The sequence below is a fragment of the Streptomyces sp. NPDC091972 genome, assembly GCF_044756385.1.
Taxonomy (GTDB): Bacteria; Actinomycetota; Actinomycetes; order Streptomycetales; family Streptomycetaceae; genus Streptomyces.
Genome location: NZ_JBIVSV010000005.1, coordinates 465,190 through 489,667 on the forward strand (window position 1 = coordinate 465,190; position 24,478 = coordinate 489,667).

The window sequence follows — 24,478 nt, forward strand, 5'->3', positions numbered from 1 at the left end:
CGGCCTACCGTTCTGAACGTGACCGATACGACCGAGACGCAGATGACACCGCCGCACGGCGGCAGCGGCGGATACCACGCGTACGCGTTCCGCAGCCCCGAGTTCAGAGCCGCCGTGAACGCCCTGCGCGGCCTGCGGCACGACCTGATCAGCGACGTCTTCGCCTACCGTCCGCTGCCTCCGACCCCCGCCGGCAAGGGCCTTCCGCGTCTGCTGCGCGGCCGCCTGCGGGAGTACGCGGTCTGGACGCCGCACGCGCTGATCACCACGGCCGGTCTGTTCGCGATGCTCATCGGGGCGGAGAGCAGCGGCCGCGGTGCGACCACCAGCCTCTTCGTCGGCCTGTGCGCCCTGGTCCCGGTCCTGCTGACCATGGTGCGGCCGGTCATGGCCTTCTGGCTGTCGCTGGCCGCGACCGCGGTCACCTATCCGGTGGCCTTCGTCAACTCCTGGCAGCAGGACTGGCCGTGGCTGCCCGGCGGCTTCGCCTGCCACCTCGTGGTGCTCACCGTGGTGGCGATACGCACCAGGCCGCGCACGGCGGCCTGGATGTGGCTGCTGACCGGGGTCTACGGGGTGCTGTGGCAGGGCGCCCTCGGCGCCGGTCACTACTACCGCTCCAACACCGTGGAGATGCTCTTCGTCTCCGCCCTGTCCCTGCTCGCCGTGACCGTCTGGCACATACGCCGGGACGCCCAGCGGACGGTGACCGCCCAGCAGACGGTGACCGCCCACGAGCGCTCCCGCCGCACCCTCCTTGAGGAGCGCACGACGATCGCCCGCGAGCTGCACGACGTGGTCGCCCACCACATGTCGGTCGTCGCCATCCAGGCGGAGGCGGCCCCCTACCGGGTGGAGAACCCGCCGCCGGAGCTGGAGAAGGCGTTCGCCACCATCCGGGAGAACGCGGTGGCGGCCCTCACCGAGCTGCGCCGGGTCCTGGGCGTGGTCCGCGCCGAGGACTACGAGGCGCCGGACGCCCCGCAGCCCACCCTCGCCGACCTCGACGCCCTCCTCGACAACGTGCGGGGAGCGGGCCTGAGCGTCGACAAGGCGGTCACCGGAGCGGTCCGCGAACTCCCGCAGGGCGTGGAGCTGTCGGCGTACCGGATCGTCCAGGAGGCGCTGAGCAACACCCTGCGGCACGCCCCGGGGGCGAGCGCGCGGGTCGAGATCGGATACGTCCTGGGCGGCCTGGGCCTGCGCGTGGTCAACGGCCCGCGCCCCGAGCTGTCGCTGCTGAAGCCCTCGCCCGGAGCCGGCCACGGCATCACCGGCATGCGGGAGCGGGTCTCCATGCTGAACGGCGAGATGACGGCGGGCGCCACGGACGACGGCGGGTACGAGGTGGCGGTGTTCCTGCCGGTGCCGCTGAAGGACGAGGGTGAGGCATGACGATCCGGGTGCTGGTCGCGGACGACCAGATGATGGTCCGTGAGGGCTTCTCGGTGCTGCTGAACGCGATGCCGGACATCGAGGTGGTCGGCGAGGCCGTCAACGGCCGCGAGGCGGTGGACCGGGTCCGTGAACTCGCCCCGGACGTGGTCCTGATGGACATCCGGATGCCGGAGCTGAACGGCATCGAGGCGACCCGGGAGATCGTCGCGGCCGACGGCACGGCGAAGGTCCTGGTCCTGACGACCTTCGACCTCGACGAGTACGTGTACCAGGCGCTGCGCGCGGGTGCCTCCGGCTTCCTCCTCAAGGACGCCTCCGCCCGTCAGCTCGCCGAGGGGGTGCGGGTGGTGGCGTCCGGCGAGGCACTCCTTGCGCCCTCGGTCACCCGGCGCCTGATCAAGGAGTTCTCCAAGCTGTCCGAGTCCCCGAGGCTCATGGCCTCGGCCCACACGGCCTACGGCGACCTCACCGACCGCGAGACGGAGGTGCTGGTCCTCATCGCCCAGGGCCTGTCCAACTCGGAGATGGCCGAGCGCCTGGTGGTGGCCGAGTCGACGATCAAGACCCACGTCAGCCGCATCCTGGTGAAGCTGGGTCTCAGGGACCGCACCCAGGCGGCGGTCTTCGCGTACGAGGCCCGGCTGGTGACGCCGGGGTAGGGGGCGTACGGTCCACCTGGTCATGCGGTGCAAAGCGGTGTCGTGCCGGGCCACGCGAGAACCCCCCTGGTCAGAAGGTCGCCTCCCGGGCTAGCGTCCCCGCATGGCAGCCTTCGATCCCTGGGACCCGGCGTTTCTCGCCGACCCGTACCCCGCCTACGCCGAGCTCCGCGCCAAGGGCCGTGTGCAGTACTTCGAGCCCACGGACCAGTGGCTCGTCCCGCACCACGCTGACGTCTCCGCGCTGCTCAGGGACCGCAGGCTCGGGCGGACCTACCAGCACCGGTTCACGCACGAGGAGTTCGGGCGGACGGCACCGCCGGCGGAGCACGAGCCGTTCCACACGCTCAACGACCACGGGATGCTCGACCTGGAGCCGCCGGACCACACCCGGATCCGGCGCCTGGTGTCCAAGGCGTTCACCCCGCGTACGGTCGAGCGGCTGAAGCCGTATGTGACCGGTCTGGCCGGTGAGCTGGTGGACCGCCTGGTCGCGGCGGGCGGCGGGGATCTGCTGACCGATGTCGCCGAGCCGCTCCCGGTCGCCGTGATCGCCGAGATGCTGGGCATCCCGGAGGCGGACCGGGCGCCGCTGCGGCCCTGGTCGGCGGACATCTGCGGGATGTACGAGCTGAACCCGTCCGAGGACGTGGCGGCGCGGGCGGTCCGGGCCTCGGTCGAGTTCTCCGACTACCTCCGCGACCTGATCGCCGAGCGCCGCAAGGAGCCCGGGGACGACCTGATCTCGGGGCTCATCGCCGCGCACGACGAGGGCGACCGGCTCACCGAGCAGGAGATGATCTCCACGGCCGTACTGCTGCTCAACGCCGGTCACGAAGCCACCGTGAACTCCACGGTCAACGGCTGGTACGCCCTGTTCCGCAACCCCAGCCAGCTGGAAGCACTGCGCGCCGACCACTCCCTCGTCCCCCGTGCCGTCGAAGAGCTCATGCGCTACGACACCCCGCTCCAGCTCTTCGAACGCTGGGTCCTGGACGACATCGAGATCGACGGCACGACCATCCCGCGCGGCGCCGAGATCGCCCTCCTCTTCGGCTCCGCCAACCACGACCCCGAGGTGTTCCACGACCCCGAGCGCCTCGACCTCACCCGCGCCGACAACCCGCACATCTCCTTCAGCGCCGGCATCCACTACTGCATCGGCGCCCCCCTGGCCCGTATCGAACTGGCCGCCTCCATGACGGCCCTGCTGGAGAAGGCCCCGACACTCGCCCTGGCGGCCGAGCCGGAGCGCAAGCCGAACTTCGTGATCCGAGGGTTGGAGGGGCTGCGCGTCCACGTCCTCCCGTAGGTAGGTGCGAGGACGCAACGGCCGTTACTCAGGCTTCAGTTGAGTACGCGTGCTCATACCCGGCGCTCGCCGCGCGGACAGTATGGACGCACGGCGCCGATGAGAGCGCCGGTGGGATGCAACTGAGCCTTCAGGAGAACCTGTCATGTCGCGTCGTATCGCTGTGTCCGTCGCCGCCGGTGTCGTCGTCCTCGGCGGTGCCGGCGCCTTCGCCCTCGCCTACGCCGGTGACCAGTCGCCGGCGCCGGCGCACAGCACGGCCCGCTACACCGCTCCCGCCGCCGACCGCGACGGCTCGCTGACCTTCACGACCGACGTCACGGCGTCCTCCGACGTCAAGAGCGTGAAGGTGCTGGCCTGGCCGGAGAAGTCGTCCTTCGCCAAGAAGGGGCTGACGGCCAAGGACATGGCCGCCGTCGAGTCGGCCACCTGCAAGCCCTCGGGCGGGGACACCCAGCGGTGCACCTACAAGGTCGCCGTCACCCGCGCCGACGCCGAGGGCTCCCCGCGGGGCCTGTGGCACGTGGCGGTCCTGGTCACCGCCGAGGACGGCGACACGACCCTCGACACCAAGGCGGCCGACTTCACGGTGGCCTGACCCCGCCCGGTCACTCCGGCCGGGGCCGCCGCCGGCCCACCACCCGCATCACCAGAGTGAGGGCCAGGAGGGGCAGCAAAGCTCCTCCCACCACCACCATCGGCAGCTCCGCGAGCAGGACCGTCCAGTCCATGCCCTCGTTCTCGAACCCTCCGCCCAGGTGACGCCGGGTGCGGGGCAGGGACAGCCACAGCGAGTTTGCCCCGATCGCACCCGTCGCGGAGAGCGCACAGCCGCCGCAGGTCACTCCGTCCGCTCTCCGTTTCACGGACACAGGGACGCGCGTGACCGGCCCCCCGGTTCAGGTCGTCAGATCCCGGCGCCGCAGTCCCGCCAGGCCTCCCGCCACCAGCACCCCCGCGAGCGCGAGCAGGACCAGGACCGGCGCCCACTCCATCTGCCCGCCCGGCAGCTTCGGCAGGTGGCCGAAGGGGGAGAGGTCGAGGACGACCTGCGGGACGTCCAGCGCCGGGCCCACCCAGCCGATCAGCAGCACCGCTCCGGCGACTCCCCAGGCCAGGGGAGCAAGGCGCGGGGCGAGCCCGTACAGGAGGACGGTGAGCCCCCCGATCACCCACACCGCCGGGACCTGGACGAGGCACGCGCCCAGGACCGGGCCGGTCTCCTTGCCGTAGCCGACGGCGAGACCGAGGCCGGCGAGCAGCATCACGAGTGCCGAGCCGCCGAAGGCGATCACCAGGTGGCCCGCGGCCCACCGCAGTCGGCCCACCGCGTTCGCCAGCACCGGTTCCGCCCGCATCGAGGTCTCCTCGCCGTGCAGCCGCAGCACCGACGCGACGACGTACAGCGCGGCCACCAGACCGAGCATCCCGGTCATCGAGGCGAGGAACGCGTCCGTGATCCCGGACTGTCCGCCCATCCGCTCGAAGATCTCGCGGGCCTTGGCGTTGTCGCCGACCAGGTCGGCCACGCCGTCGGTCAGACCGCCGTAGACCACCCCGGCGAGGAGGAAGCCGACCGACCAGCCGAGCAGTGCGCCCCGCTGGAGCCGCCAGGCCAGCGCGGCCGCCGTGCCCAGGCGGCCGGACGCGGGGCCGGGGCGCGTCGGCACGAAGCTCATGCCCACGTCCCTGCGGCCCGCCAGGACGTAGGCGAGCGCGCCCTGGCCGGCCACCGCCGCCGCGAACAGCAGCAGCACCCACCAGCGTTCGCCGGCGAAGGGGCGCAGCTGCGACAGCCAGCCGAGCGGCGACAGCCAGGTGAGGACGGAGGACCCGTCGGTGGACACCGAGTCCCCCGACGCCCGCAGCACGAACGCCGCGCCCAGCACCCCCGCCGTCACGCCCCGGGCCAGCCGTGCGCTCTCGGTCACCTGCGCGACGATCGCGGCCGTGGTGGCGAACAGCATGCCGACCGCGCCGAGCCCCAGGCCGAAGGCCAGTGCTCCCGCGACGCCGCGGCCCGCGAGTCCGGCCGTCACCAGCAGGGCCAGCACGCCGTTCGCCACGGCCGCCGCGAGCAGTGCGGCCGTCAGCGAGGCCCGCCGGCCCACCACGCCCGAGGAGAGCATCTCCTGCCGGCCGCTCTCCTCCTCGTCGCGGGTGTGGCGTACGACGACGAGGAGTCCGGTCGCGGCGGCGAGTGCTCCGGCGTAGACGCCGACGCGCCAGGCGGTGAGGGCGCCGAGGGAGTCGTCGAAGACGGGGCCGATCAGCGCGCGGAGGGAGGAGTTGGCGGCCACCTGGTGCAGCAGGTCGGCGCGCTCGGCCGGAGTGCCGTACAGGCTCTCCAGGGTGTTCGGCATGGAGAGGACCATCAGGGCGTTCACCGCCACCCATGCCGGGATCATCAGCCGGTCGCGGCGCAGGTTGAAACGCAGGAGCACGCCGGTGCCCGTCAGGGAGGTCATGAGGCCGCGACCTCGTCCTGGTAGTGCCGCAGGAACAGCTCCTCCAGCGTCGGCGGGGTCGACGTCAGCGAGCGCACGCCCGTCTCGCTCAACTGCCGCAGCACCGCGTCCAGTCGGTCGGTGTCCACCTGGAGCCGCACCCGGCGGCCCTGGACGTCGAGGTCGTGGACGCCGGGCAGGTGGGCCAACCCGTTGGGGGCGCCCGCGAGTTCGGCGGTGACGCTGGTGCGGGTCAGGTGGCGCAGGTCGGCCAGTGAACCCGACTCCACGGTCCGGCCGCGCCGGATGATGCTGACCCGGTCGCAGAGTTCCTCGACCTCGCTGAGGATGTGCGAGGAGAGCAGGACCGTACGGCCGCGCTCGCGTTCCTCCTCGACGCAGCGCTGGAAGACCGCCTCCATCAGCGGGTCCAGTCCGGAGGTCGGCTCGTCCAGGATCAGCAGGTCCACGTCCGAGGCGAACGCGGCGACCAGGGCGACCTTCTGGCGGTTGCCCTTCGAGTAGGTGCGGCCCTTCTTGGTGGGGTCCAGCTCGAAGCGCTCGATGAGCTCGGCACGCCTGGCCGGATCGAGTCCGCCGCGCAGCCGGCCGTAGAGGTCGATGACCTCGCCGCCGGAGAGGTTGCGCCACAGGGTCACGTCGCCGGGGACGTAGGCGATGCGGCGGTGCACCTCGACTGCGTCGGCCCACGGGTCGCGGCCCAGGATCTGGGCGGCGCCGGAGTCGGCGCGCAGCAGGCCGAGCAGGACGCGGATGGCGGTGGACTTGCCGGCGCCGTTGGGGCCGAGGAAGCCGTGCACCTCGCCGGTCTCGACGTCCAGGTCGAGGCCGTCGAGCGCGTGGGTCCTGCCGAACGACTTGTGCAGTCCGGAGACGGTGATGGCCTTGGTCATGCAGAGGAACGTACGCTTCTTTCAGAAATTTGTGAAGTTACAGAAACAGGTGAAGCCCGTTAGGGTGGTGGCATGACGGAGTCGAAGGCGGTGGAGCGGGACCCGGAGGCGGTCTCACGGTTCGTGGAGCGGTTCGCGGCCCAACTGGTCGAGGCGGGGCTCCAGAGGATGCCGGCCCGGGTCTTCTCGGCCCTGCTCGCCTCCGACAGCGGCACCCTGACCTCCGCCGAACTGAGCGAGCAGTTGCAGATCAGCCCGGCGGCCGTCTCCGGGGCCGTGCGCTACCTGGCGCAGGTCCACATGCTGTCGCGCGAGCGGGAGCCCGGCTCGCGGCGGGAGCGCTACCGGGTCCACTCCGACCAGTGGTACCACGCGCTCACCAACCGCGAGACGATCATCAAGCGGTGGGAGGAGGCCCTGCGCGAGGGGGTGGCCAGCCTGGGCGCCGGGACACCGGCCGGGCAACGGCTGGCCGAGACGCTGGCGTTCTTCGAGTTCATCGAGAAGGACGTGGCGCAGATGATGGAGCGCTGGAAGGCCCACCGCGCCAGGCTGTTCGGGGCCTAGCGCTCCCTGGTCTCCACCGGCCCGTCCGGCCGGCAGCGGACACCTGCCGGCCGTACCTCCGGGGCCGCAGGGGCGGCACGGGCGCGGGGGTCACGAGGGGAGCACGAGCCCCACGGCCCGCTCCCGCACCGTCCAGGTCCGTCTGCGCACCGGTCCGGCCACCCCGGCGTCCGCCCGGTAGCGGAAGTCCGCCCCGGTGACGGTCACCGTCCTGCCGGTGGCGAACAGGGGGGAGGCCTCCGCCCCCACCGACAGCGGGCGCACCTCGACCGCGGCCAGGCCGCCGCCCGAGCCCGGGGTCACCGAGACCGCCTCCAGGGGCTGGTCCAGGTCCACCAGGGTCTCCCCGTCGACCTCCACCCGCAGCCGCGTGGGCGCGGGTACGGCGGGCGCGGTCTCCCGCGCGGGGCGGGGCGGCACCAGGGTCCGTACGAGGGACTGGCAGGTCCGCAGCCAGGGCCGCGCCACCTCCGGCGGCTCCGCGCGCGCGGCCGGCGCGGGGATCCGCAGGGCTCCGAGGACCACGCCGTCGCTGTCGTCCACCAGCATGTCCAGGCGCCGCTCGGCCCCCTCCAGGACCGCCCGCGCGGCCGCGACCGCCCCCGAGGGCACCCCCAGCGCGTGGGCGACGCCCAGGACCGGGCCCACCGGCACCACCGACAGCACGCATCCGGCCAGCTCCCGCTGCCGGTGCAGCAGCACCACCGTCCGCATCAGCGCGCGGTCGTCCCCGACCACCACCGGGCGCCGCGAGCCGCGCCGGGCCAGTGCCCGGGCGAACTCCTCGGGCCCGTCCGGCAGGCACACCTTCGTCGCGGCACCCGCGCTGAGCACGTCTTTCACGATCCGTACGGACTCGCCGTCCGTCTGCCGGGCGACCGGGTCGATGACCACCAACAGCTGATCGGACGTCGCGGAAGTCGCCACCTCGGCCATGCCTCGCTTCCTCGGGTAGCATCTTTGTGCAAGAGCCCCTTGCGCTATTGCGCCAGGGGCTTCGTCTATTCCGGGGCATCCGGGTCCGACGGGCAGCGGCCGACGACGGCCGTGGTGCACGCGACGGAGTGAACCGTACGCGTACGCCCCCGACCTTGGACATGCCCCGCCCGGAAGGGGTGTACGCGCGTGCCCGCACTTGTGCTGCTCGGTGCTCAGTGGGGTGACGAAGGCAAGGGAAAGGCGACCGACCTGCTCGGTGGCTCGGTGGACTATGTGGTGCGCTACCAGGGCGGCAACAACGCCGGCCACACGGTAGTCGTGGGCGATCAGAAGTACGCCCTCCACCTCCTCCCTTCCGGAATCCTGTCTCCGGGGTGCACCCCGGTCATCGGCAACGGTGTCGTCGTCGATCCGTCGGTCCTGTTCTCCGAGCTGAACGGACTGAACGACCGCGGCGTCGACACCTCCAAGCTCCTGATCAGCGGCAACGCCCACATCATCACGCCGTACAACGTCACCGTGGACAAGGTGACGGAACGCTTCCTCGGAAAGCGCAAGATCGGCACCACCGGTCGCGGCATCGGACCGACCTACGCGGACAAGATCAACCGCGTGGGCATCCGCATCCAGGACCTGTACGACGAGTCGATCCTGACCCAGAAGGTCGAGGCGGCCCTCGACGGCAAGAACCAGCTCCTCACCAAGGTCTTCAACCGCCGGGCCATCGAGGTCGGCCAGGTCGTCGAGGAACTGCTGGGCTACGCCGACAAGCTGAAGCCCTACGTCGCCGACACGGTCCTCGTCCTCAACCAGGCCCTGGAGCAGGACAAGGTCGTCCTGTTCGAGGGCGGCCAGGGCACCCTCCTGGACATCGACCACGGCACGTACCCCTTCGTCACCTCGTCGAACCCGACCGCGGGCGGCGCCTGCACCGGCGCCGGCGTGGGCCCGACGAAGATCAGCCGGGTCATCGGCATCCTGAAGGCGTACACGACCCGGGTGGGCTCCGGCCCCTTCCCCACCGAACTCTTCGACGAGGACGGCGAGGCGCTGCGCCGCATCGGCGGTGAGCGGGGTGTCACCACCGGCCGTGACCGTCGCTGCGGCTGGTTCGACGCGGTGATCGCCCGTTACGCGACCCGGGTCAACGGCCTCACCGACTTCTTCCTCACCAAGCTCGACGTGCTCACCGGCTGGGAGCAGATCCCGGTCTGTGTCGCGTACGAGATCGACGGTCAGCGGGTCGAGGAACTGCCGTACTCCCAGACCGACTTCCACCACGCGAAGCCCGTCTACGAGTACCTGCCCGGCTGGAGCGAGGACATCACGAAGGCCAAGACCTTCGCGGACCTCCCGAAGAACGCCCAGGGCTACGTGAAGGCGCTGGAGGAGATGTCCGGCGCCCCGATCTCCGCGATCGGCGTGGGCCCGGGCCGGGACGAGACGATCGAGATCAACTCGTTCCTGTAGATCCCTCCTGCTGGACAGCCATCGGGCCGGTCAAGGACTTCCTCGACCGGCCCGATGGCCTTTTCGAGCGCGGATCTCGTCACCGGGGCCGCCGCCGGCCCGTCCGACCGCGGGACCGGCCGCCAGTCGTCGCCGGTTCCTTCGGCCGCGGCCGGTTCAGCAGCCGGTGGCCCAGATGTGGGAGTCCCCGCGGTCGTTGGCCACGCCGTTGTAGCCGGCCTCCTGGCCGGGCGCGAGACAGATGGTCATCGGGCCGGACTGGCCGGCGGAGGCGTACACCTTGACGTGGTCCTTGATGCCGGGGCCCGAGATGCCGTGGTTGGCCCAGGACGAGTCCTGGTCGGCGATGTTGCCCTCCCACCAGCCGTCGTCGCCGGTCCACTCGATCTTCTGGCCCTGGTAGTTCGCGTCCGTCCACGCGCAGAAGTTCCCGCTGCCGCAGGCCGCCGCCTGGGCCGAGGCCGAGGTGGCGAGGACGGCTCCGGTGGCGAGCAGTCCGGCGGACAGGACGGCGATGAAGCGCTTCACTGGTTTCCCTTCGGGTGGGGGGTGCCGCCCTTCAGCAGGGCGGTCGCTGTGGTGAGGGCGTGGGCCCGCAGCCGACGCCACTCCGCGATCTCCGCGCGGTGCGCGGCCCGGACCTCGGAGAGCGGGCGGCCGGTCCGCACGGCCTCGGGCCGGAGGTTGTTGACGACGACCGAGGTGCGGAACCAGCGGACCTGGTCGCCGTAGAGCCGCTCCTGCGCCGCCGCGAGGCAGCCGTCGGTGTGGGAGCGGACCACATGGCCGGTGGACAGCCGGAGCGACAACTCCGCCCGGCCGGTGCCGAACAGTGCGTTGGACACGCGCTGCCGGTCCGACTCCGGGGTGAGGCCCCGCCGGGTCAGACAGGCGTCGGTGAGCGCGCGGGTGGCCGCCTTGATCACGTCGTCGGCTGGGGGCTCCTGCCGGGCGGCCCCCGCCGTGCAGGCGGACGCGGTGAGGAGGGTCAGGAGGGTGAGGACGGCCAGGGCCGTCGCCGTACGGGCACGCATGGGCGGGTCAGCCTGCCTGGCAGCCCAGGGGGGAGTCGCTGACCCCGTCGAACTTCGTGGCCCAGTCCCAGTTGTCGGAGTAGTCGTCCGGCCGGATCGCCCGGTACAGGCAGGCGCCGCCGCCCTGGAAGCTGATCGCGTACACGGTCACCGGCGCGTGCGAGTCGAAGGAGTACGCGTGCCGCTTCACCCGCGGCGCCGCCTCCTTGTACCCCGGAGGCGCGTAGTCCCAGGCGCCGCCCGGCCCCATCTGCCCCGGCTCGGCCCAGAAGTGGACATGCCCCGGCGGTACGGCAGCGGCGGCACGAGCGGGTGCGGCGACGAGGGGCGACAGGGCGGCGAGCAGCACGGACGTGATCAAGGCAGAGCGCATGCGCGCTGCATGCCCAGCCCTTTTTGGGCGTATGCGGACATTCACCCGTTCAGTGGATCATCGTCGGCCGGCGTTCCAGGACGCCCGCCGGAGGAGGGCCGGCGGGGGACGAGAGGTGCGGGCGGCGGACCCGAAGTGGCGCCTGCGCAGGGGCGGTTGGGGGTGACGGCGAGCGCTCAGGCCGTGGGCCGCGGGCGGCGGCCGCCGAGGCCCCGGTACGCCGCCTCCAGCACCGCCGCGTTCACCACGGCACCCGTGACGATCCCGGCCCATGCCGGCACCCCCGGCACCATTACGAACAGCAGCGAGGCCGGGGCCGTGACCGCGAACGCCCAGACCCCGGCGAAGCTCGCGTCGGCGTGCTCGACGAACAGGGCGTCCACGCAGACCCAGCCGAGGACCGCGGTCACGAGGAGCAGGTAGCCGAGCGCGAGCGGGTTGCGGAGGTGGTGCGAGCCGTTCATCGGGATCCCCCAGGAAGTCTTCGCGGAGCTGCGGGCTCCGTCCGTGCCCTCCACGATGCGGGGGCACCGGCGGCTCCCGCCTGAGTAGCGGTACTCAACCTCCCTGAGGGGCCGGGCGGACCCGCGGGCCGGTCCGGCTGCTCCCACCGCAGTCGCCAGGGATAAACGCCCCATTCAGGCATATTCTGGGGTGCACAGAGGCGTGTCGATCCGGAGAAGGTGAGTGCGATGCGCGTACTGCTCAAGGTTTCCATGGACACGGAGAAGGCGAACGAGGCCATCAGCAACGGCACCCTGCCGAAGCTGATCGAGGCGTCGCTGGAACAGATCAAGCCCGAGGCGGCCTACTTCACCTCCGAGAACGGTCAGCGCACCGCTTTCCTGTTCTTCGACATGGAGGACAGCTCACAGATGCCGGTGATCAGTGAGCCGTTCTTCATGCACCTGGGCGCCAAGGTCAGCTACACCCCGGTGATGAACCGCGACGACCTGCAGAAGGGGCTCGCCCAGCTCGGACGCTGAACTCCGGCGGTCCTCAGCTGAAGATGATCATCGAGCCCTGGGCGAGGCTCCGGGTCGCCGCCGCGTGCAGCCCCAGCCAGACATGGCGTTCGCGGGCGAAGGGGCTGGGGTCGTACGGTGCGGCGACGGCCGGCTCCTCCAGCTCGGTGGGGGCGCGCGGCGGCTCCGGGGGCGCCGGCGGGTTGGCCGGATCGATGCCGATCACCGGGGCCACGAACTCCAGTTCCCGCAGCAGGGCCTGCGAGGAGCCCAACGGGCCGCCGCCCGCGAGCAGTTCGTCGTCGGCCAGCGGGTGCGGGAAGTCGACGGGGACGTACGCGCCCGCGTGGTCGTAGTGCCAGACCAGGTGGGACTGCTGGGCCGTCGTCTCGAACATCTCCAGCAACTGCTCGTAGTCGCCGCCGAGTTCGTCCACGGGGGTGACCGGGAGCCCGCAGACCTGGAGCAGGTAGGCGCGGCGCAGGAAGTGCAGGGCGTCGTAGTCGAAACCGGCCACCGGGGCGACCTCGCCGGACAGTCCCGGCATGTACTGGTACACCGGCACCGGCGGCAACCCGGCCTCGGCGAGCACCTTGTTGTATTGCGCGAGTTCCTCGGCGAACGGGTTGTCCGGGGTGTGGCACAACACATCGACGAGCGGGACCAGCCACAGGTCACAGGCCAAAAGACAGCTCCTCGGATACGCGCGGTGCGCGGATGTCGTCACACGGTGGTCAGGGAAGGGTAGTCGCTGGGGTCCCCGGGCGGGGCCCCTTGTACGGGTCGTGGTGGTCCCTTACCCGTGCCGGGGGCCGTCAGTCGGCGGTGAGGCCCTCGATGAGGGTCAAGTAGTGGCCGTTGTAGGCGGCCAGGAGCTCGCGGGCGGTCCCGGTGTCCCGCCGGTACAGGGCGTCGGCGACCTCGGGGTGCCCGGACCACAGGCTGCCGCGCAGATCGGTGAGCCGGCGCAGGTGCTGGACCGTGCACACCCAGGTCTGCACGCGCAGCCGGTGCAGGAAGTCGGCCAGGTAGGGGTTGCCGAACAGGACGCTCAGTTCCCGCCAGAAGCGCAGGTCGTAGCCGATCAGTACGGTCAGGTCGCCCGCGCTGGCGGCCCGCTGGGCCTCCTCACCGCGTCGCCGTACGCCCGCCACGGCCGCGGCGGTACGGGGCTCCTCCAGCTCCTGGAGGACGGGGTGACCGGCGTCGAGCGCCTGGAACATGCCGTCCGTGACCAGGCTGCGGGCCTCGGTCATGCTCCGCAGGTCGTCGAGGGAGTACTCGTGGACATGGAAGCCGCGGTGCTGGTCGGCCTCCAGGAGCCCTTGCGCGGACAGGTCGACGAGGGCCTCGCGGACCGGGGTGGCGGAGACGCCGTACTGCTCGGCGATCTCCTTGACGGTGAACTCCTGCCCCGGCTGGAGCCGTCCGGCCAGTACCTCGTCGCGCAGCGCGTCCGCGATCTGCTGCCGCAGCGTGCTGCGGGTGACGGCACCGTTGCCGCTGCTGCCGGGCATCGTCGGGGCGCCTCCCTCGCGCAGGTGCAGATGGCGTGCTCGTACATATGTCTACGAGCACGCCACCTTACGCGTTCGACGGCGCCGGGGGTTTACTCCGTGTACTCGTCCGCCACGGAGAGCGCGGTGTCCAGAGCGGCGAGCCCTTCCTTGAGTTCGGCCTCGCTGACGTTGCAGGGCGGGACCACGTGCGTCCGGTTCATGTTGACGAACGGCCACAGGCCCCGCTGCTTCGCGGCGGCCGCGAACGCGGCCATCGGGGCGTTCGCCTCGCCCGCCGCGTTGTAGGGCACGAGCGGCTCGCGGGTCTCCTTGTTCCGCACGAGCTCCAGGGCCCAGAACATGCCCGTGCCCCGCACCTCGCCGACGCTCGGGTGCCGCTCGGCGAGCTCCGCGAGCGCCGGCTCCAGGACGGCCGTACCGAGGTGCCTGGCGTTGTCGACGACGCCCTCGTCCGCCATGACATTGATGGTGGCGACGGCGGCGGCGCAGGCGAGCGGGTGCCCGGAGTAGGTGAGCCCGCCGGGGTAGGGCCGCTTGCCGAAGGTCTCGGCGACGGCCCCGGAGATGGCGACCCCGCCGAGCGGCACGTACCCGCTGTTGACGCCCTTGGCGAAGGTCATGAGGTCGGGTACGACCCCGAAGAGATCGGCGGCGAACCACTCACCGGTGCGTCCGAACCCGGCCATGACCTCGTCCAGGACGAAGACGATCCCGTACTTGTCGCAGATCTCGCGGACGCCGGCGAGGTAGCCGGGCGGCGGCACCATGATCCCGGCGGTGCCGGGGACGGTCTCCAGGATGATCGCGGCGACGGTGGCGGGCCCCTCGAAGGCGATCGTCGTCTCCAGGTGCTCAAGGGCGCGCGCGGTCTCCTGCTCCTCCGTCTCGGCGTAGAAGCGGGACCGGTACAGGAAGGGCGCCCAGAAGTGCACGACCCCGGCCGAGCCGCTGTCGGAGGCCCAGCGGCGGGGGTCACCGGTGAGGTTGACGGCCTGCTGCGTACCGCCGTGGTAGGAGCGGTAGGCGGACAGCACCTTGGGCCGCCCGGTGTGCAGCCGGGCCATCCGCACGGCGTGCTCCACCGCGTCCGCGCCGCCGTTGGTGAAGAAGATCTTGTCCAGGTCCCCGGGCGTCCGCTCGGCGATCAGCCGGGCCGCCTCCGAGCGCGCCTCGATCGCGAAGGCGGGCGCGAACGTCGTCATCGTCGCGGCCTGCTCCTGGATCGCGGCGACGACCTTCGGGTGCTGGTACCCGATGTTGGTGTAGACGAGCCCGCTGGTGAAGTCGAGGTAGCGGTTCCCGTCGTAGTCCCAGAAGTACGAGCCCTCCGCACCGGCGACGGCGAGCGGGTCGATGAGCTCCTGTGCGGACCAGGAGTGGAACACATGAGCACGGTCCGCGGCCTTCACGGCGACGCCGACCTCGGGGTGTGGCTGAGGGGTCATGCGAGCGAGCGTAAATGTCCGCGATACGGAAGCGGTATCGGCGTCCTGTCTGTGGACGAGGGCTTTCCGCGACAGGTTGTCCAGGTCCCACGATTGACAGTCTACTGTCCAAATGACAGTATACTGTCATGACTCGGAAGCCTGTGCACCACGCCGTGTACGACACCTACGCCGACTGGGAGACGGGCCACGCCACGGCCTACCTCGCCCGGGCCGGGTACGGGATCCGGACGGTCGGGCCCTCGCGTGAGCCGGTGACGTCCATCGGAGGGCTGCGGGTCCGGCCCGCGTGCGCCCTGGAGGACGTACGGCCCGCCGACAGCTCCCTGCTGATCCTCCCGGGCGCCGATCTCTGGGACGCCGGCGACGACCTCGCCCCCTTCGCCCGCAAGGCGCGCGAGTTCCTCGACGCCGGGGTCCCCGTCGCCGCGATCTGCGGCGCCACCGCCGGACTCGCGCGCGAGGGGCTGCTCGACGAGCGGGAGCACACCAGCGCCGTGTCCTTCTACCTGGCGGCCACGGGCTACGCCGGCGCCGAGCGGTACGTCGACGCGGACGCCGTGACCGACGGCGTCCTGGTCACCGCCGGACCCACCGAGCCCGTCGCGTTCGCCCGGGAGATCTTCCGGCTGCTCGGGGTGTACGAGGGCGAGGTGCTCGACGCCTGGTACCGCCTGTTCCACGACTCCGACCCCGAGGCGTACGCCGTGCTGGAGAGGGCGGCCGCGCAGTGAGCCGGGAGCGGCAGGAGCTGCTCAGCCGCGGCGCGCTCGGGGTGTTCCGGCTCAACGGCCAGTTCCTCGCGGTGGCCGACGAGCTGGCCGGACCCGCCGGGCTCACCGCCGCCTGGTGGCAGGTGCTCGGCGCGGTGCTCCGGCAGCCGCTCCCGGTCGCCGGGATCGCCCGGGAGATGGGCATCACCCGGCAGAGCGTGCAGCGGATCGCCGATCTGCTGGTGGAGCGGGGGCTGGCCGAGTACCGGCCCAACCCCGCCCACCGGCGCGCCAAGCTCCTCGCCCCGACCGAGGAGGGACTGGCCGCCGTGCGCCGGATCGACCCGGGGCACGCGGCCTTCGCCGACCAGCTCGCCGAGGCCTTCGGGGAGGACGAACTCGCCGGGGCCGTGGAGCTGCTGGAACGGCTGTCCAAGGTGCTCGACCAGCTCTCGACGGGCGGCGGACCGGCGTAGACACTGGTCTTCTGTCGCGCAGGTGTGCGGGCGCGCGGTCTCGGGGGAGGGCCTGCGATGGAGGAACACGGCGCCGCCGAACCGGCGGACGGCGAGGGGCGGGGCCATGCCCGGGGGCCGCGTACGCCCGGCGTCTATCTGACGCCGTACCCGCCGGAGCCCGGACCGGCGGCGGTGGAGCGCAGCCGGGCCGTCACGCTGGCACTCCTCGCGGTCGCGCTCGTGGTGGCGCTGGGCGCCGGCGGCACGGTCTACGCCGTCCTGGACGACGAGGGCCCCGCCGCCCCCGGCACCGCACCGACGGCCCCCGCGGTCTCGCCCTGAAACCCCTTTGCCCGTACGGCGGTTGAACGTCCGGCGAACTTCACCCCGCCGGCCCGCCGGGTCCGCTCGCACAGCCGTACGGTGGCCGGACGAGTGGACTGCGGGAGTTGCGGGGGCACCCACAGTGGAGTGGTTGAGCGCGGAGAACTTCGTGGCGGTGGGGACCGCCGTCCTCGGCGTCGTCGCGTCCGGGGTCATGGTCTGGTACGAGCGCCGGGTCCCGCGCCGCAAGCGCATCGGGTACCGGGTCCAGATGGACAACCCGATCGGCGACGACGTCCGAAGAGGCCGGACCAACGTGCGGCTCGGGCTCTTCGACGAGGCCCCGGACATGTCCGACGCCACCCTCGTCCTCCTGCGCATCGAGAACGACGGCTCGCAGGGCATCGACCGGGACGACTACACGGGCCCCGAACGGCACGGCCTGACCGCGGTGTTCAGCGACCGCACGGTCCGCGGGGTCTCGGTCACCCAGCCGATCGACACCGACCACCTCATGGACCACTTCACCCCAGAACGGGGTTTCGGCTACGAGGGCAACCGGCTGCACGTCCCCCGCGTCCCCCTCAACCGCGGCGAGCACTACAAGCTCCTCGTGCTGCTGTCCGGCGGTGACGTGGGCCGTCCGATCCGCATGACCGGCGGCCTCCGGGACGGCGAGGTGCACCCCAACCGCAGCGCCACCCCGGACGAGATCCCGCCCGTTTTCAGTCCGGCGGCACGCGTCTTCACCGGCCTGCTCACCCTCTCCGTCCTGGTCCTCGCCACGATCGTGGTCGCCCGCGACGACACCCCGCCCCCGCTCGGCTGCGAGAGGGGACACCTCACGGTGACCGGCTCCACCGCCTTCGCCCCGGTCATCGAGACGCTCGCGAAGGAGTACGAGAAGGACTGCGAGGGGGCCGACATCACGGTCAAGGCCCGTGGCAGCGAGGCCGGGGTGACCGGGCTCGCCGCCACCGGTGCCCGCTCGGCGAAGGAGGCGCGGTCCGTGATCGCCTTCTCGGACGGCCCGATGGGCGACCGGCTGGGCCTGCACGGCGAGAAGACCGCCCTGTCGGTCTTCACCCTCGTCGTCAACGACGGCATCGATCTCGGCGCGCGCGGGCTGAGCCGGGCCGAGGTGGAGCGCCTGTACCGGGGCGAGGTCAGGCGCTGGAGCGACCTGAACGCCTCCCGCCCCGCCGGACTCCCGCGCCTGCCCGGCCTGCCGGTCGTGCTGGTCAGCCGGGACGCCTACTCGGGGACACGGCAGATCTTCCAGGAACAGGTGCTGGCGGGCGCCTGGGAGATGACCCCCACGACATCCCTGGACTGCGACCCGCTGCGGGACAAGGCGGTGGCCGCGGCCGCCCGCCCGGCCGTCACCCGCTGCGAACTCGCCTCCACCGAGGACGTGCTGGACAAGGTGGCCGTCCAGCCCGGCGCCCTCGGCTACAGCGAACTCACCCTGGCCACCGGCCACAAGGGCGTACGCCGGGTGCCCCTGGACGGACGGCCGGCCTCCACCGACCACCCGGACCGGTACCCCTACCGGGGGGTCGAGTACGCGTACACCTACCGCCCCCCGGCACCCGGCTCCCTCGCCGCGGGCTTCCTGGCCTACCTCGACGAGGGCACGAGCCAGGACGTGATCCGGGAACAGGGGCATCTGCCGTGCGGGCGGGCGGCGGGGCTGTGCGACTGACGGGCCGTCCCGGGGACGGCCCCCAGCCGGGTCACCGGGGCTCCGGCGGACGCTGACGGGGCATGTTCGGGCGGGCCGGCGGTCCCGGCGGGAGCGGGAAGCGGCCCTGGGCGCCGCCGGGATCCTGGCGTCCCCCGGAGGTCACCGCGCCCTGGATGCCCATCGGCGCGGACCCGTTGCGGAACTCCACGATCCAGTCGGCCGTCTCCACCCGGATCAGCTCCGTCACGTCCTCCGAGAAGCGGCGCAGCACGCCCAGGCAGCGCTCCGTGGCCTCGGCGGCCGTGCCCTCCGTGGGGCCGAGCACCTCGCGGACGCTCTCCGAGGCCCAGTCGAACTGGAGGGCCTGGAGGCGGCGCTGCACGGCCTGCGCGGTGGCCACGTCCCTTATCCAGCCGGAGGTCACCCCGAAGTAGCGGTCGACGGCCACGCAGGCCACCGCGAGGAGCAGGGAGAGATAGCCCCAGGGCGCGATCCCGGCCCCCACCACCCCCGTCAGCCCCAGCAACGGCAGCACGGCCCCGGTCACCGCCCCCACCGCGGCCCCGGCCCGCAGCGCCCGGGCGCAGCGCCGCTTCCCCACCCGGTCCGCGAGATACCAGGACGCCGTCGCCAGCGCCCCGTGCTCCACCCACCGGTACAGCTCGTCCAGCCGTACGGCGGGCTCGCCCCAGTCGCCGAGCGGAAACGTCCGCCCGGCCAGATCGGCCCGTCCGTCCTGAGGCGGGCCCTCGGGCTGCATCTCCGGCTGACCCACCCGGCGCTCCCTACTGATCGGTCACCCTGCGTGACGCCTGATGCTGATGTGCGGGGATCCTTCCTACCGCCCAATGGGTGGCGAAGGGGGTGCTTTGGTCGCTTTTCCGCTCGGAAGAGGGCCTTGATCAGGTATAGGACTCCAGGCCGACTCACTCGAAAGAGTGCTGCGGCGACGCCCGTCCCGACCACGTAGGCTCGTGCCAGGGAGGAAAACCTCGCCCACGAAGCTGTACGGACACAGGAGCTGATCGTGATCCCCGGTGGTGGCCAGCCCAACATGCAGCAGTTGCTCCAGCAGGCCCAGAAGATGCAGCAGGACCTGGCGAACGCGCAGGAGGAACTCGCCAGGACCGAGGTCGACGGCCAGGCGGGCGGCGGTCTGGTGAAGGCCACCGTCACCGGCGCCGGCGAGCTGCGCGCGCTGAAGATCGACCCGAAGGCGGTGGACCCGGAGGACACCGAGACTCTCGCCGACCTGATCGTGGCGGCCGTCCAGGCGGCGAACGAGAACGCCCAGACCCTCCAGCAGCAGAAGCTCGGCCCGCTCGCCCAGGGCCTCGGCGGCGGCAGCGGCATCCCCGGCCTGCCCTTCTAGGGGCCCGTCTTCCGGAGTCGGGTGTCGGCCAACTAGCGTACGTATCGCAAGGAACCCCAGGAAGGACGGCAGTCCGTTGTACGAAGGCGTGGTCCAGGACCTCATCGACGAACTGGGGCGGCTGCCCGGCGTCGGTCCCAAGAGCGCCCAGCGGATCGCCTTCCACATCCTGCAGGCGGAGCCGACGGACGTACGGCGGCTCGCGCAGTGCCTGATGGAGGTCAAGGCCAAGGTCCGCTTCTGCGCGACCTGCGGCAACGTCGCGCAGGAAGAGCTGTGCAACATCTGCCGCGACACCCGCCGCGACCCCTCCGTCATCTGTGTGGTCGAGGAGCCGAAGGACGTGGTCGCGATCGAGCGCACCCGGGAGTTCCGTGGCAAGTACCACGTCCTGGGCGGGGCGATCAGCCCGATCGAGGGTGTAGGACCCGATGATCTGCGCATACGAGAACTGTTGGCCCGCCTGGCCGACGGGACGGTCACGGAGCTGATCCTGGCCACCGACCCGAACCTGGAGGGTGAGGCCACGGCGACGTACCTCGCCCGCATGATCAAGCCCATGGGCCTCAAGGTCACCCGCCTGGCCAGCGGCCTCCCTGTGGGTGGCGACCTGGAATACGCGGACGAGGTGACCCTCGGCCGCGCCTTCGAGGGGAGACGACTCCTAGATGTCTGACGCCACGCTGCACGCGACCGCCCCGGACCCCGACGACTTCGCGGTCCAGATCGCCGACCAGGTCGAGAGCTTCCTGGTGGCCGTCATGGAGGTGGCCAAGGGCGACGAACCCGACTCGGCCGTCCCCTTCCTGCTCCTGGAGGTCTCCCAGCTCCTGCTGGCCGGCGGCCGCCTCGGCGCCCACGAGGACATCGTCCCCGACGAGCGCTACGAGCCCGACACGGGCCCGGACGCCGACGTGGACGAACTCCGCGAGAACCTGGCCCGGCTGCTGGACCCGATCGACGTCTACTCCGAGGTCTTCGACCCCTACGAGCCCCGCAAGGCGCCGGTCCCGGCCCGGATCTCCGACGACCTGACCGACGTCATCACCGACCTGCGCCACGGCATGGCCCACTACCGGGCGGGCCGCACCACGGAGGCCCTGTGGTGGTGGCAGTTCTCGTACTTCTCCAACTGGGGCTCCACGGCGTCCGCGACCCTGCGCGCCCTCCAGTCGGTGGTGGCGCACGTGCGCCTGAACCAGCCGCTGGCCGAACTGGACGGCCTCGACACCGACCAGGCGATGGGCGACGAGACGCTGGAGTTCGAGGCGGGCAAGGTGATGGTGGAGGAGATCGCGGGCCCGCTGGGGCTGCGTCCCGCCCCGTGAGCGCTCCTGAGCAGGGGCTTCTCGGCTCCGTGTGACGCGAGTCATACACGGGTCCTTCAAGAACGGCGTAATGCGCGGGCATCCGGGGTGGTCTCACTGCACGACGGCCACACCCGGCCCGTGCCCCCGCCCCCTTGGAGCCCCTCATGCACGTCACCCTCCAGCAGCCGACAGGCGCCCGCCTGATCACGGCCGCGGGCCAGGAGCTCGCGATCCCCGCGACCCTGCGCTACACCTCCGCCGAGCCGCCGGCCGTGCACATCGACTTCCCGCCGCATGTCACCGTCGACGGCGAGGTCACGACGTGGACGTTCGCCCGCGTCCTGCTCGGCGAGGGGCTGCGCACCGCGGCCGGCATCGGCAACGTCCGCGTCCGCCCGGCCGGTCCGGCCCACACGTACGTCGAGTTCCACACCGAGCAGGGCGTCGCCGTCCTCAGCTTCACCACCGCGGACCTGACCCGCTTCCTGGCCCGCACGTACACGGTCGTCGCCCCGGACCAGGAGACGGTGGGCGCGGAACTGGACCAGGGGCTGCTGGTGCTGTTCGGGGGGCGGGTGTGACCGGCACGGCGAAGGGGACCGGGGGCGCCGGGTCGGTGTCCACGGGGGCGCGGTGCCCGCCTGTTCCCGGTCGGGCCGACGGGACGCGGCGACCGCCGGGCGCCGGCCTTGGCGCCGGGGTGCAGGGTCGACGGGCGCCGACCCGCCTGCCCGGGCCGGCCTGTCGGGGGTGCGGTGGCCGCCCGCCGCGGGTCTTGATGCCGGAGCGTGGCGAGGACCACCCCCGCGCCGGGCCGAGGAGGAGCACCAGTGCGGGCACGGAGACCAGGGCGAACCATCCCCGCGAACCACTGCACGCAGGAGCCGAGCAGCACGGTCCCGGCCAGCGGGAGCCCTGGCCCTGCCCTGTACAGCAGAGGGTCTGGAGTCACTCCACCGCACAGCCCAGACGTCCCACAGGGCCATGTGACGCGGTGCACTTTTCCCGAGCTGTGCGGTTGGGCATGCGCTGACCTGGGCGTGCGAATCTCACGATGCGATACCGCGGAGGTGGAATTCGGGCGCTCGGTAAACTGAGCCGACACACACGGACTGAGCGAGGAGCGCACGTGGGCCTTGTCGTGCAGAAGTACGGAGGCTCCTCCGTAGCCGATGCCGAGGGCATCAAGCGCGTCGCCAAGCGAATCGTCGAAGCGAAGAAGAACGGCCACCAGGTCGTCGTCGTCGTTTCCGCGATGGGCGACACGACGGACGAGCTGATCGATCTCGCCGAGCAGGTGTCTCCCATGCCTGCCGGGCGTGAGTTCGACATGCTGCTGACCGCCGGAGAGCGTATCTCCATGGCCCTGCTGGCCATGGCGATCAAAAACCTGGGCCACGAGGCCCAGTCCTTCACCGGCAGCCAGGCCGGCGTCATCACCGACTCGGTCCACAACAAAGCCCGGATCATCGACGTCACGCCGGGCCGTATCCGTACGGCCCTCGACGAGGGCAACATCGCCATCGTCGCCGGCTTCCAGGGCGTCAGCCAGGACAAGAAGGACATCACCACGCTCGGGCGCGGTGGCTCCGACACCACCGCCGTGGCGCTCGCCGCCGCCCTCGACGCCGAGGTCTGCGAGATCTACACCGACGTCGACGGCGTGTTCACCGCCGACCCGCGCGTGGTGAAGAAGGCGAAGAAGATCGACTGGATCTCCTTCGAGGACATGCTGGAGCTCGCCGCCTCCGGTTCGAAGGTGCTGCTCCACCGCTGTGTGGAGTACGCCCGCCGCTACAACATCCCGATCCACGTCCGGTCGTCCTTCAGTGGACTCCAGGGCACGTGGGTCAGCAGTGAGCCGATCGAGCAAGGGGACAAGAAGGTGGAGCAGGCCATCATCTCCGGTGTCGCGCACGACACCTCCGAGGCCAAGATCACGGTCGTCGGCGTGCCGGACAAGCCGGGTGAGGCCGCGGTGATCTTCCGCACGATCGCGGACGCCGAGATCAACATCGACATGATCGTGCAGAACGTCTCCGCCGCCTCCACCGGGCTGACCGACATCTCCTTCACGCTCCCCAAGGCCGAGGGCCGCAAGGCCATCGACGCCCTGGAGAAGAACAAGTCCGGCATCGGCTTCGACTCGCTGCGCTACGACGACCAGATCGGCAAGATCTCGCTCGTGGGCGCGGGCATGAAGACCAACCCGGGCGTCACGGCCGACTTCTTCACCGCCCTGTCCGAAGCCGGCGTGAACATCGAGCTGATCTCGACCTCCGAGATCCGCATCTCGGTCGTCACCCGCGCCGACGACGTGGCCGAGGCCGTCCGCGCCGTGCACAGCGCCTTCGGGCTCGACTCCGACAGCGACGAGGCGGTCGTCTACGGCGGCACCGGCCGATGACTGCCAGGCCGACGCTCGCGGTCGTAGGCGCGACCGGGGCCGTCGGCACGGTCATGCTCCAGATCCTGTCCCAGCACGCGGACATCTGGGGCGAGATCCGACTGATCGCCTCCCCCCGCTCGGCCGGCCGCAAGCTGGCCGTGCGCGGGGAGCAGGTCGAGGTCGTGGCCCTGTCGGAGGAGGCCTTCGACGGGGTCGACGTCGCCATGTTCGACGTGCCGGACGAGGTGGCCGCCCAGTGGGCGCCGGTCGCCGCGGCCCGGGGTGCCGTCGTCGTGGACAACTCCGGCGCCTTCCGGATGGACCCCGACGTGCCCCTCGTCGTCCCCGAGGTCAATCCGCACGCGGCCCGGATGCGGCCGCGCGGGATCATCGCCAACCCCAACTGCACGACCCTGTCCATGATCGTGGCCCTGGGTGCGCTGCACGCCGAGTTCGGGCTGCGCGAGCTGGTGGTGTCGAGCTACCAGGCGGTGAGCGGGGCCGGGCGCGCCGGTGTCGAGACCCTGCGCCAGCAGCTCTCCCTGGTCGCCGGCACCGAGCTCGGCACGCACCCCGGTGACGTGCGGCGGGCCGTCGGCGACAACACCGGGCCGTTCCCGGAGCCGGTCGCGCTGAACGTCGTGCCGTGGGCCGGTTCGCTGCGCGAGGACGGCTGGTCCTCGGAGGAGATGAAGGTACGGGACGAGTCCCGCAAGATCCTCGGCCTGCCCGCGCTGCCGGTCGCCGTGACCTGTGTGCGGGTCCCGGTGGTCACCGTGCACTCCCTCACCGTGCACGCCCGCTTCGAGGGCGAGGTCACCGTCCGCAAGGCGCGCGAGATCCTCGCGACCGCCCCCGGGGTCGTCCTCTTCGACGATCCGGCGGCCGGGGAGTTCCCCACCCCCGCCGACGTCGTGGGCACCGACCCCACCTGGGTCGGGCGGGTCCGGCGGGCCCTCGACGACCCGACCGCGCTCGAGCTCTTCGTGTGCGGCGACAACCTGCGCAAGGGTGCCGCGCTCAACACCGCGCAGATCGCGGAGCTCGTGGCGGCCGACTTCGCGTGATGCCCGAACCGCGGCGGATCTCCCGTACGCAGTTGTGCCTACCGGAAAAGTCCTGGCCATGGCCGGAACCCTTTGTAGGATCTGTGTGCGACATGTGGTGCGACTAATGGTCCGT

Annotated in this window: 29 protein-coding genes; 17 read left to right on the forward strand and 12 right to left on the reverse strand. The window is 71.7% G+C overall.

Annotation, left to right across the window (positions count from 1 at the left end):
* Positions 1–18: 18 nt before the first annotated feature.
* The 4 genes from ACIQJT_RS17905 (at position 19) to ACIQJT_RS17920 (ending at position 3,967) form a co-directional block, all read left to right on the forward strand.
* On the forward strand, positions 19–1,395 hold the full coding sequence (locus tag ACIQJT_RS17905; RefSeq protein ID WP_402644436.1) for a histidine kinase: 1,377 nt from the start codon (positions 19–21) through the stop codon (positions 1,393–1,395).
* Complete coding sequence (locus ACIQJT_RS17910; protein WP_365453611.1) at positions 1,392–2,057, forward strand: response regulator transcription factor; 666 nt, start codon at positions 1,392–1,394, stop codon at positions 2,055–2,057. The genes ACIQJT_RS17905 and ACIQJT_RS17910 overlap by 4 nt, the downstream gene beginning before the upstream one ends.
* Positions 2,058–2,160: 103 nt before the next feature.
* The gene (locus ACIQJT_RS17915; RefSeq protein WP_402644440.1) at positions 2,161–3,369 is read left to right on the forward strand and encodes a cytochrome P450; all 1,209 of its coding nucleotides are present in this window, start codon (positions 2,161–2,163) and stop codon (positions 3,367–3,369) included.
* Positions 3,370–3,514: 145 nt separating this feature from the next.
* Positions 3,515–3,967 carry a DUF5707 domain-containing protein gene (locus ACIQJT_RS17920; RefSeq protein WP_365453617.1) on the forward strand — a complete coding sequence of 151 codons (453 nt, stop codon included), beginning with the start codon at positions 3,515–3,517 and terminating at the stop codon, positions 3,965–3,967.
* A 10-nt stretch (positions 3,968–3,977) separates the two neighbouring features.
* Here the strand turns inward: ACIQJT_RS17920 and ACIQJT_RS17925 are convergent, their stop codons facing one another.
* Genes ACIQJT_RS17925 through ACIQJT_RS17935 form a run of 3 tightly spaced genes read right to left on the reverse strand, consistent with a single transcriptional unit; the run spans position 3,978 to position 6,730 of the window.
* A complete protein-coding gene (locus ACIQJT_RS17925; protein WP_402644443.1) occupies positions 3,978–4,235 on the reverse strand; it encodes a hypothetical protein in 258 nt (85 codons plus the stop codon).
* A gap of 33 nt (positions 4,236–4,268) precedes the next feature.
* A complete protein-coding gene (locus tag ACIQJT_RS17930) occupies positions 4,269–5,837 on the reverse strand; it encodes an ABC transporter permease (RefSeq protein WP_402644445.1) in 1,569 nt (522 codons plus the stop codon).
* A complete protein-coding gene (locus ACIQJT_RS17935) occupies positions 5,834–6,730 on the reverse strand; it encodes an ABC transporter ATP-binding protein (protein WP_365453625.1) in 897 nt (298 codons plus the stop codon). Before ACIQJT_RS17935 ends, ACIQJT_RS17930 begins: the two co-directional genes overlap by 4 nt.
* 72 nt (positions 6,731–6,802) lie before the next feature.
* Here ACIQJT_RS17935 and ACIQJT_RS17940 point away from each other — a divergent pair, with 72 nt between their 5' ends.
* Positions 6,803–7,297 (forward strand): MarR family transcriptional regulator, encoded by a 495-nt coding sequence (locus ACIQJT_RS17940; protein WP_365453628.1) that lies wholly within the window; start codon positions 6,803–6,805, stop codon positions 7,295–7,297.
* Between the two features lie 90 nt (positions 7,298–7,387).
* Here the strand turns inward: ACIQJT_RS17940 and ACIQJT_RS17945 are convergent, their stop codons facing one another.
* The gene (locus ACIQJT_RS17945; RefSeq protein ID WP_402644450.1) at positions 7,388–8,233 is read right to left on the reverse strand and encodes a diacylglycerol kinase; all 846 of its coding nucleotides are present in this window, start codon (positions 8,231–8,233) and stop codon (positions 7,388–7,390) included.
* A gap of 189 nt (positions 8,234–8,422) precedes the next feature.
* Between ACIQJT_RS17945 and ACIQJT_RS17950 the strand changes: the two genes are divergently transcribed.
* Positions 8,423–9,706 (forward strand): adenylosuccinate synthase, encoded by a 1,284-nt coding sequence (locus tag ACIQJT_RS17950; protein WP_365453634.1) that lies wholly within the window; start codon positions 8,423–8,425, stop codon positions 9,704–9,706.
* Positions 9,707–9,862: 156 nt separating this feature from the next.
* Here ACIQJT_RS17950 and ACIQJT_RS17955 read toward each other — a convergent pair whose 3' ends face one another.
* From ACIQJT_RS17955 to ACIQJT_RS17970, 4 genes are all read right to left on the reverse strand, one after another.
* Positions 9,863–10,234 (reverse strand): peptidase inhibitor family I36 protein, encoded by a 372-nt coding sequence (locus ACIQJT_RS17955; protein WP_402644453.1) that lies wholly within the window; start codon positions 10,232–10,234, stop codon positions 9,863–9,865.
* The gene (locus ACIQJT_RS17960) at positions 10,231–10,740 is read right to left on the reverse strand and encodes a hypothetical protein (RefSeq protein WP_402644455.1); all 510 of its coding nucleotides are present in this window, start codon (positions 10,738–10,740) and stop codon (positions 10,231–10,233) included. Before ACIQJT_RS17960 ends, ACIQJT_RS17955 begins: the two co-directional genes overlap by 4 nt.
* A 7-nt stretch (positions 10,741–10,747) precedes the next feature.
* Positions 10,748–11,113, reverse strand: a complete 366-nt coding sequence (locus ACIQJT_RS17965; RefSeq protein ID WP_402644458.1) for a hypothetical protein — start codon at positions 11,111–11,113, stop codon at positions 10,748–10,750.
* Between the two features lie 176 nt (positions 11,114–11,289).
* On the reverse strand, positions 11,290–11,577 hold the full coding sequence (locus tag ACIQJT_RS17970) for an SCO4225 family membrane protein (RefSeq protein ID WP_365453637.1): 288 nt from the start codon (positions 11,575–11,577) through the stop codon (positions 11,290–11,292).
* Positions 11,578–11,805: 228 nt separating this feature from the next.
* Here ACIQJT_RS17970 and ACIQJT_RS17975 point away from each other — a divergent pair, with 228 nt between their 5' ends.
* A complete protein-coding gene (locus tag ACIQJT_RS17975) occupies positions 11,806–12,099 on the forward strand; it encodes a hypothetical protein (RefSeq protein WP_365453640.1) in 294 nt (97 codons plus the stop codon).
* 13 nt (positions 12,100–12,112) lie between these two features.
* Here ACIQJT_RS17975 and ACIQJT_RS17980 read toward each other — a convergent pair whose 3' ends face one another.
* The 3 genes from ACIQJT_RS17980 to ACIQJT_RS17990 form a co-directional block, all read right to left on the reverse strand.
* The gene (locus ACIQJT_RS17980) at positions 12,113–12,763 is read right to left on the reverse strand and encodes a hypothetical protein (protein ID WP_365453643.1); all 651 of its coding nucleotides are present in this window, start codon (positions 12,761–12,763) and stop codon (positions 12,113–12,115) included.
* Positions 12,764–12,893: 130 nt separating this feature from the next.
* Positions 12,894–13,595 carry a GntR family transcriptional regulator gene (locus tag ACIQJT_RS17985; protein ID WP_365453646.1) on the reverse strand — a complete coding sequence of 234 codons (702 nt, stop codon included), beginning with the start codon at positions 13,593–13,595 and terminating at the stop codon, positions 12,894–12,896.
* A 92-nt stretch (positions 13,596–13,687) separates the two neighbouring features.
* A complete protein-coding gene (locus ACIQJT_RS17990; protein WP_402644464.1) occupies positions 13,688–15,043 on the reverse strand; it encodes an aspartate aminotransferase family protein in 1,356 nt (451 codons plus the stop codon).
* A gap of 128 nt (positions 15,044–15,171) precedes the next feature.
* Here ACIQJT_RS17990 and ACIQJT_RS17995 point away from each other — a divergent pair, with 128 nt between their 5' ends.
* From ACIQJT_RS17995 to ACIQJT_RS18010, 4 genes are all read left to right on the forward strand, one after another.
* A complete protein-coding gene (locus tag ACIQJT_RS17995; protein WP_402644467.1) occupies positions 15,172–15,777 on the forward strand; it encodes a type 1 glutamine amidotransferase family protein in 606 nt (201 codons plus the stop codon).
* On the forward strand, positions 15,774–16,232 hold the full coding sequence (locus ACIQJT_RS18000) for a helix-turn-helix domain-containing protein (RefSeq protein ID WP_365453655.1): 459 nt from the start codon (positions 15,774–15,776) through the stop codon (positions 16,230–16,232). The genes ACIQJT_RS17995 and ACIQJT_RS18000 overlap by 4 nt, the downstream gene beginning before the upstream one ends.
* 57 nt (positions 16,233–16,289) lie before the next feature.
* Positions 16,290–16,556 carry a hypothetical protein gene (locus ACIQJT_RS18005; protein WP_365453658.1) on the forward strand — a complete coding sequence of 89 codons (267 nt, stop codon included), beginning with the start codon at positions 16,290–16,292 and terminating at the stop codon, positions 16,554–16,556.
* 124 nt (positions 16,557–16,680) lie between these two features.
* On the forward strand, positions 16,681–18,243 hold the full coding sequence (locus tag ACIQJT_RS18010; RefSeq protein WP_402644469.1) for a substrate-binding domain-containing protein: 1,563 nt from the start codon (positions 16,681–16,683) through the stop codon (positions 18,241–18,243).
* Positions 18,244–18,274: 31 nt separating this feature from the next.
* Here the strand turns inward: ACIQJT_RS18010 and ACIQJT_RS18015 are convergent, their stop codons facing one another.
* A complete protein-coding gene (locus ACIQJT_RS18015) occupies positions 18,275–19,000 on the reverse strand; it encodes an SLATT domain-containing protein (protein WP_365453664.1) in 726 nt (241 codons plus the stop codon).
* Positions 19,001–19,252: 252 nt separating this feature from the next.
* Between ACIQJT_RS18015 and ACIQJT_RS18020 the strand changes: the two genes are divergently transcribed.
* The 6 genes from ACIQJT_RS18020 to ACIQJT_RS18045 all read left to right on the forward strand — a co-directional run bounded on the left by ACIQJT_RS18020 (position 19,253) and on the right by ACIQJT_RS18045 (position 24,363).
* Positions 19,253–19,597 carry a YbaB/EbfC family nucleoid-associated protein gene (locus tag ACIQJT_RS18020; RefSeq protein WP_059209072.1) on the forward strand — a complete coding sequence of 115 codons (345 nt, stop codon included), beginning with the start codon at positions 19,253–19,255 and terminating at the stop codon, positions 19,595–19,597.
* Between the two features lie 76 nt (positions 19,598–19,673).
* Positions 19,674–20,273, forward strand: a complete 600-nt coding sequence (recR, locus tag ACIQJT_RS18025) for a recombination mediator RecR (protein ID WP_053850475.1) — start codon at positions 19,674–19,676, stop codon at positions 20,271–20,273.
* Positions 20,266–20,925, forward strand: coding sequence for a DUF5063 domain-containing protein (locus ACIQJT_RS18030; RefSeq protein WP_365453669.1), 660 nt, complete (start codon positions 20,266–20,268; stop codon positions 20,923–20,925). Before recR ends, ACIQJT_RS18030 begins: the two co-directional genes overlap by 8 nt.
* A 146-nt stretch (positions 20,926–21,071) precedes the next feature.
* Positions 21,072–21,488, forward strand: coding sequence for an SsgA family sporulation/cell division regulator (locus ACIQJT_RS18035; RefSeq protein WP_402644474.1), 417 nt, complete (start codon positions 21,072–21,074; stop codon positions 21,486–21,488).
* Between the two features lie 548 nt (positions 21,489–22,036).
* The gene (locus ACIQJT_RS18040) at positions 22,037–23,314 is read left to right on the forward strand and encodes an aspartate kinase (protein ID WP_365453675.1); all 1,278 of its coding nucleotides are present in this window, start codon (positions 22,037–22,039) and stop codon (positions 23,312–23,314) included.
* Complete coding sequence (locus ACIQJT_RS18045; RefSeq protein WP_365453678.1) at positions 23,311–24,363, forward strand: aspartate-semialdehyde dehydrogenase; 1,053 nt, start codon at positions 23,311–23,313, stop codon at positions 24,361–24,363. Before ACIQJT_RS18040 ends, ACIQJT_RS18045 begins: the two co-directional genes overlap by 4 nt.
* The last annotated feature ends 115 nt before the right edge of the window (positions 24,364–24,478 follow it).

Excerpts from the sequence above, each read along its gene's own strand:
- ACIQJT_RS17995 (WP_402644467.1), top strand. The coding sequence starts at position 15,172 with ATGACTCGGAAGCCTGTGCACCACGCCGTGTACGACACCTACGCCGAC.
- ACIQJT_RS17935 (WP_365453625.1), bottom strand. The coding sequence starts at position 6,730 with ATGACCAAGGCCATCACCGTCTCCGGACTGCACAAGTCGTTCGGCAGG.
- ACIQJT_RS17930 (WP_402644445.1), bottom strand. The coding sequence starts at position 5,837 with ATGACCTCCCTGACGGGCACCGGCGTGCTCCTGCGTTTCAACCTGCGC.
- ACIQJT_RS18005 (WP_365453658.1), top strand. The coding sequence starts at position 16,290 with ATGGAGGAACACGGCGCCGCCGAACCGGCGGACGGCGAGGGGCGGGGC.
- ACIQJT_RS17965 (WP_402644458.1), bottom strand. The coding sequence starts at position 11,113 with ATGCGCTCTGCCTTGATCACGTCCGTGCTGCTCGCCGCCCTGTCGCCC.
- ACIQJT_RS17975 (WP_365453640.1), top strand. The coding sequence starts at position 11,806 with ATGCGCGTACTGCTCAAGGTTTCCATGGACACGGAGAAGGCGAACGAG.
- ACIQJT_RS17970 (WP_365453637.1), bottom strand. The coding sequence starts at position 11,577 with ATGAACGGCTCGCACCACCTCCGCAACCCGCTCGCGCTCGGCTACCTG.
- ACIQJT_RS17920 (WP_365453617.1), top strand. The coding sequence starts at position 3,515 with ATGTCGCGTCGTATCGCTGTGTCCGTCGCCGCCGGTGTCGTCGTCCTC.
- ACIQJT_RS17990 (WP_402644464.1), bottom strand. The coding sequence starts at position 15,043 with ATGACCCCTCAGCCACACCCCGAGGTCGGCGTCGCCGTGAAGGCCGCG.
- ACIQJT_RS18035 (WP_402644474.1), top strand. The coding sequence starts at position 21,072 with ATGCACGTCACCCTCCAGCAGCCGACAGGCGCCCGCCTGATCACGGCC.
- ACIQJT_RS17910 (WP_365453611.1), top strand. The coding sequence starts at position 1,392 with ATGACGATCCGGGTGCTGGTCGCGGACGACCAGATGATGGTCCGTGAG.
- ACIQJT_RS17985 (WP_365453646.1), bottom strand. The coding sequence starts at position 13,595 with ATGCCCGGCAGCAGCGGCAACGGTGCCGTCACCCGCAGCACGCTGCGG.
- ACIQJT_RS17945 (WP_402644450.1), bottom strand. The coding sequence starts at position 8,233 with ATGGCCGAGGTGGCGACTTCCGCGACGTCCGATCAGCTGTTGGTGGTC.
- ACIQJT_RS18045 (WP_365453678.1), top strand. The coding sequence starts at position 23,311 with ATGACTGCCAGGCCGACGCTCGCGGTCGTAGGCGCGACCGGGGCCGTC.
- ACIQJT_RS17940 (WP_365453628.1), top strand. The coding sequence starts at position 6,803 with ATGACGGAGTCGAAGGCGGTGGAGCGGGACCCGGAGGCGGTCTCACGG.
- ACIQJT_RS18030 (WP_365453669.1), top strand. The coding sequence starts at position 20,266 with ATGTCTGACGCCACGCTGCACGCGACCGCCCCGGACCCCGACGACTTC.
- ACIQJT_RS17960 (WP_402644455.1), bottom strand. The coding sequence starts at position 10,740 with ATGCGTGCCCGTACGGCGACGGCCCTGGCCGTCCTCACCCTCCTGACC.
- ACIQJT_RS17915 (WP_402644440.1), top strand. The coding sequence starts at position 2,161 with ATGGCAGCCTTCGATCCCTGGGACCCGGCGTTTCTCGCCGACCCGTAC.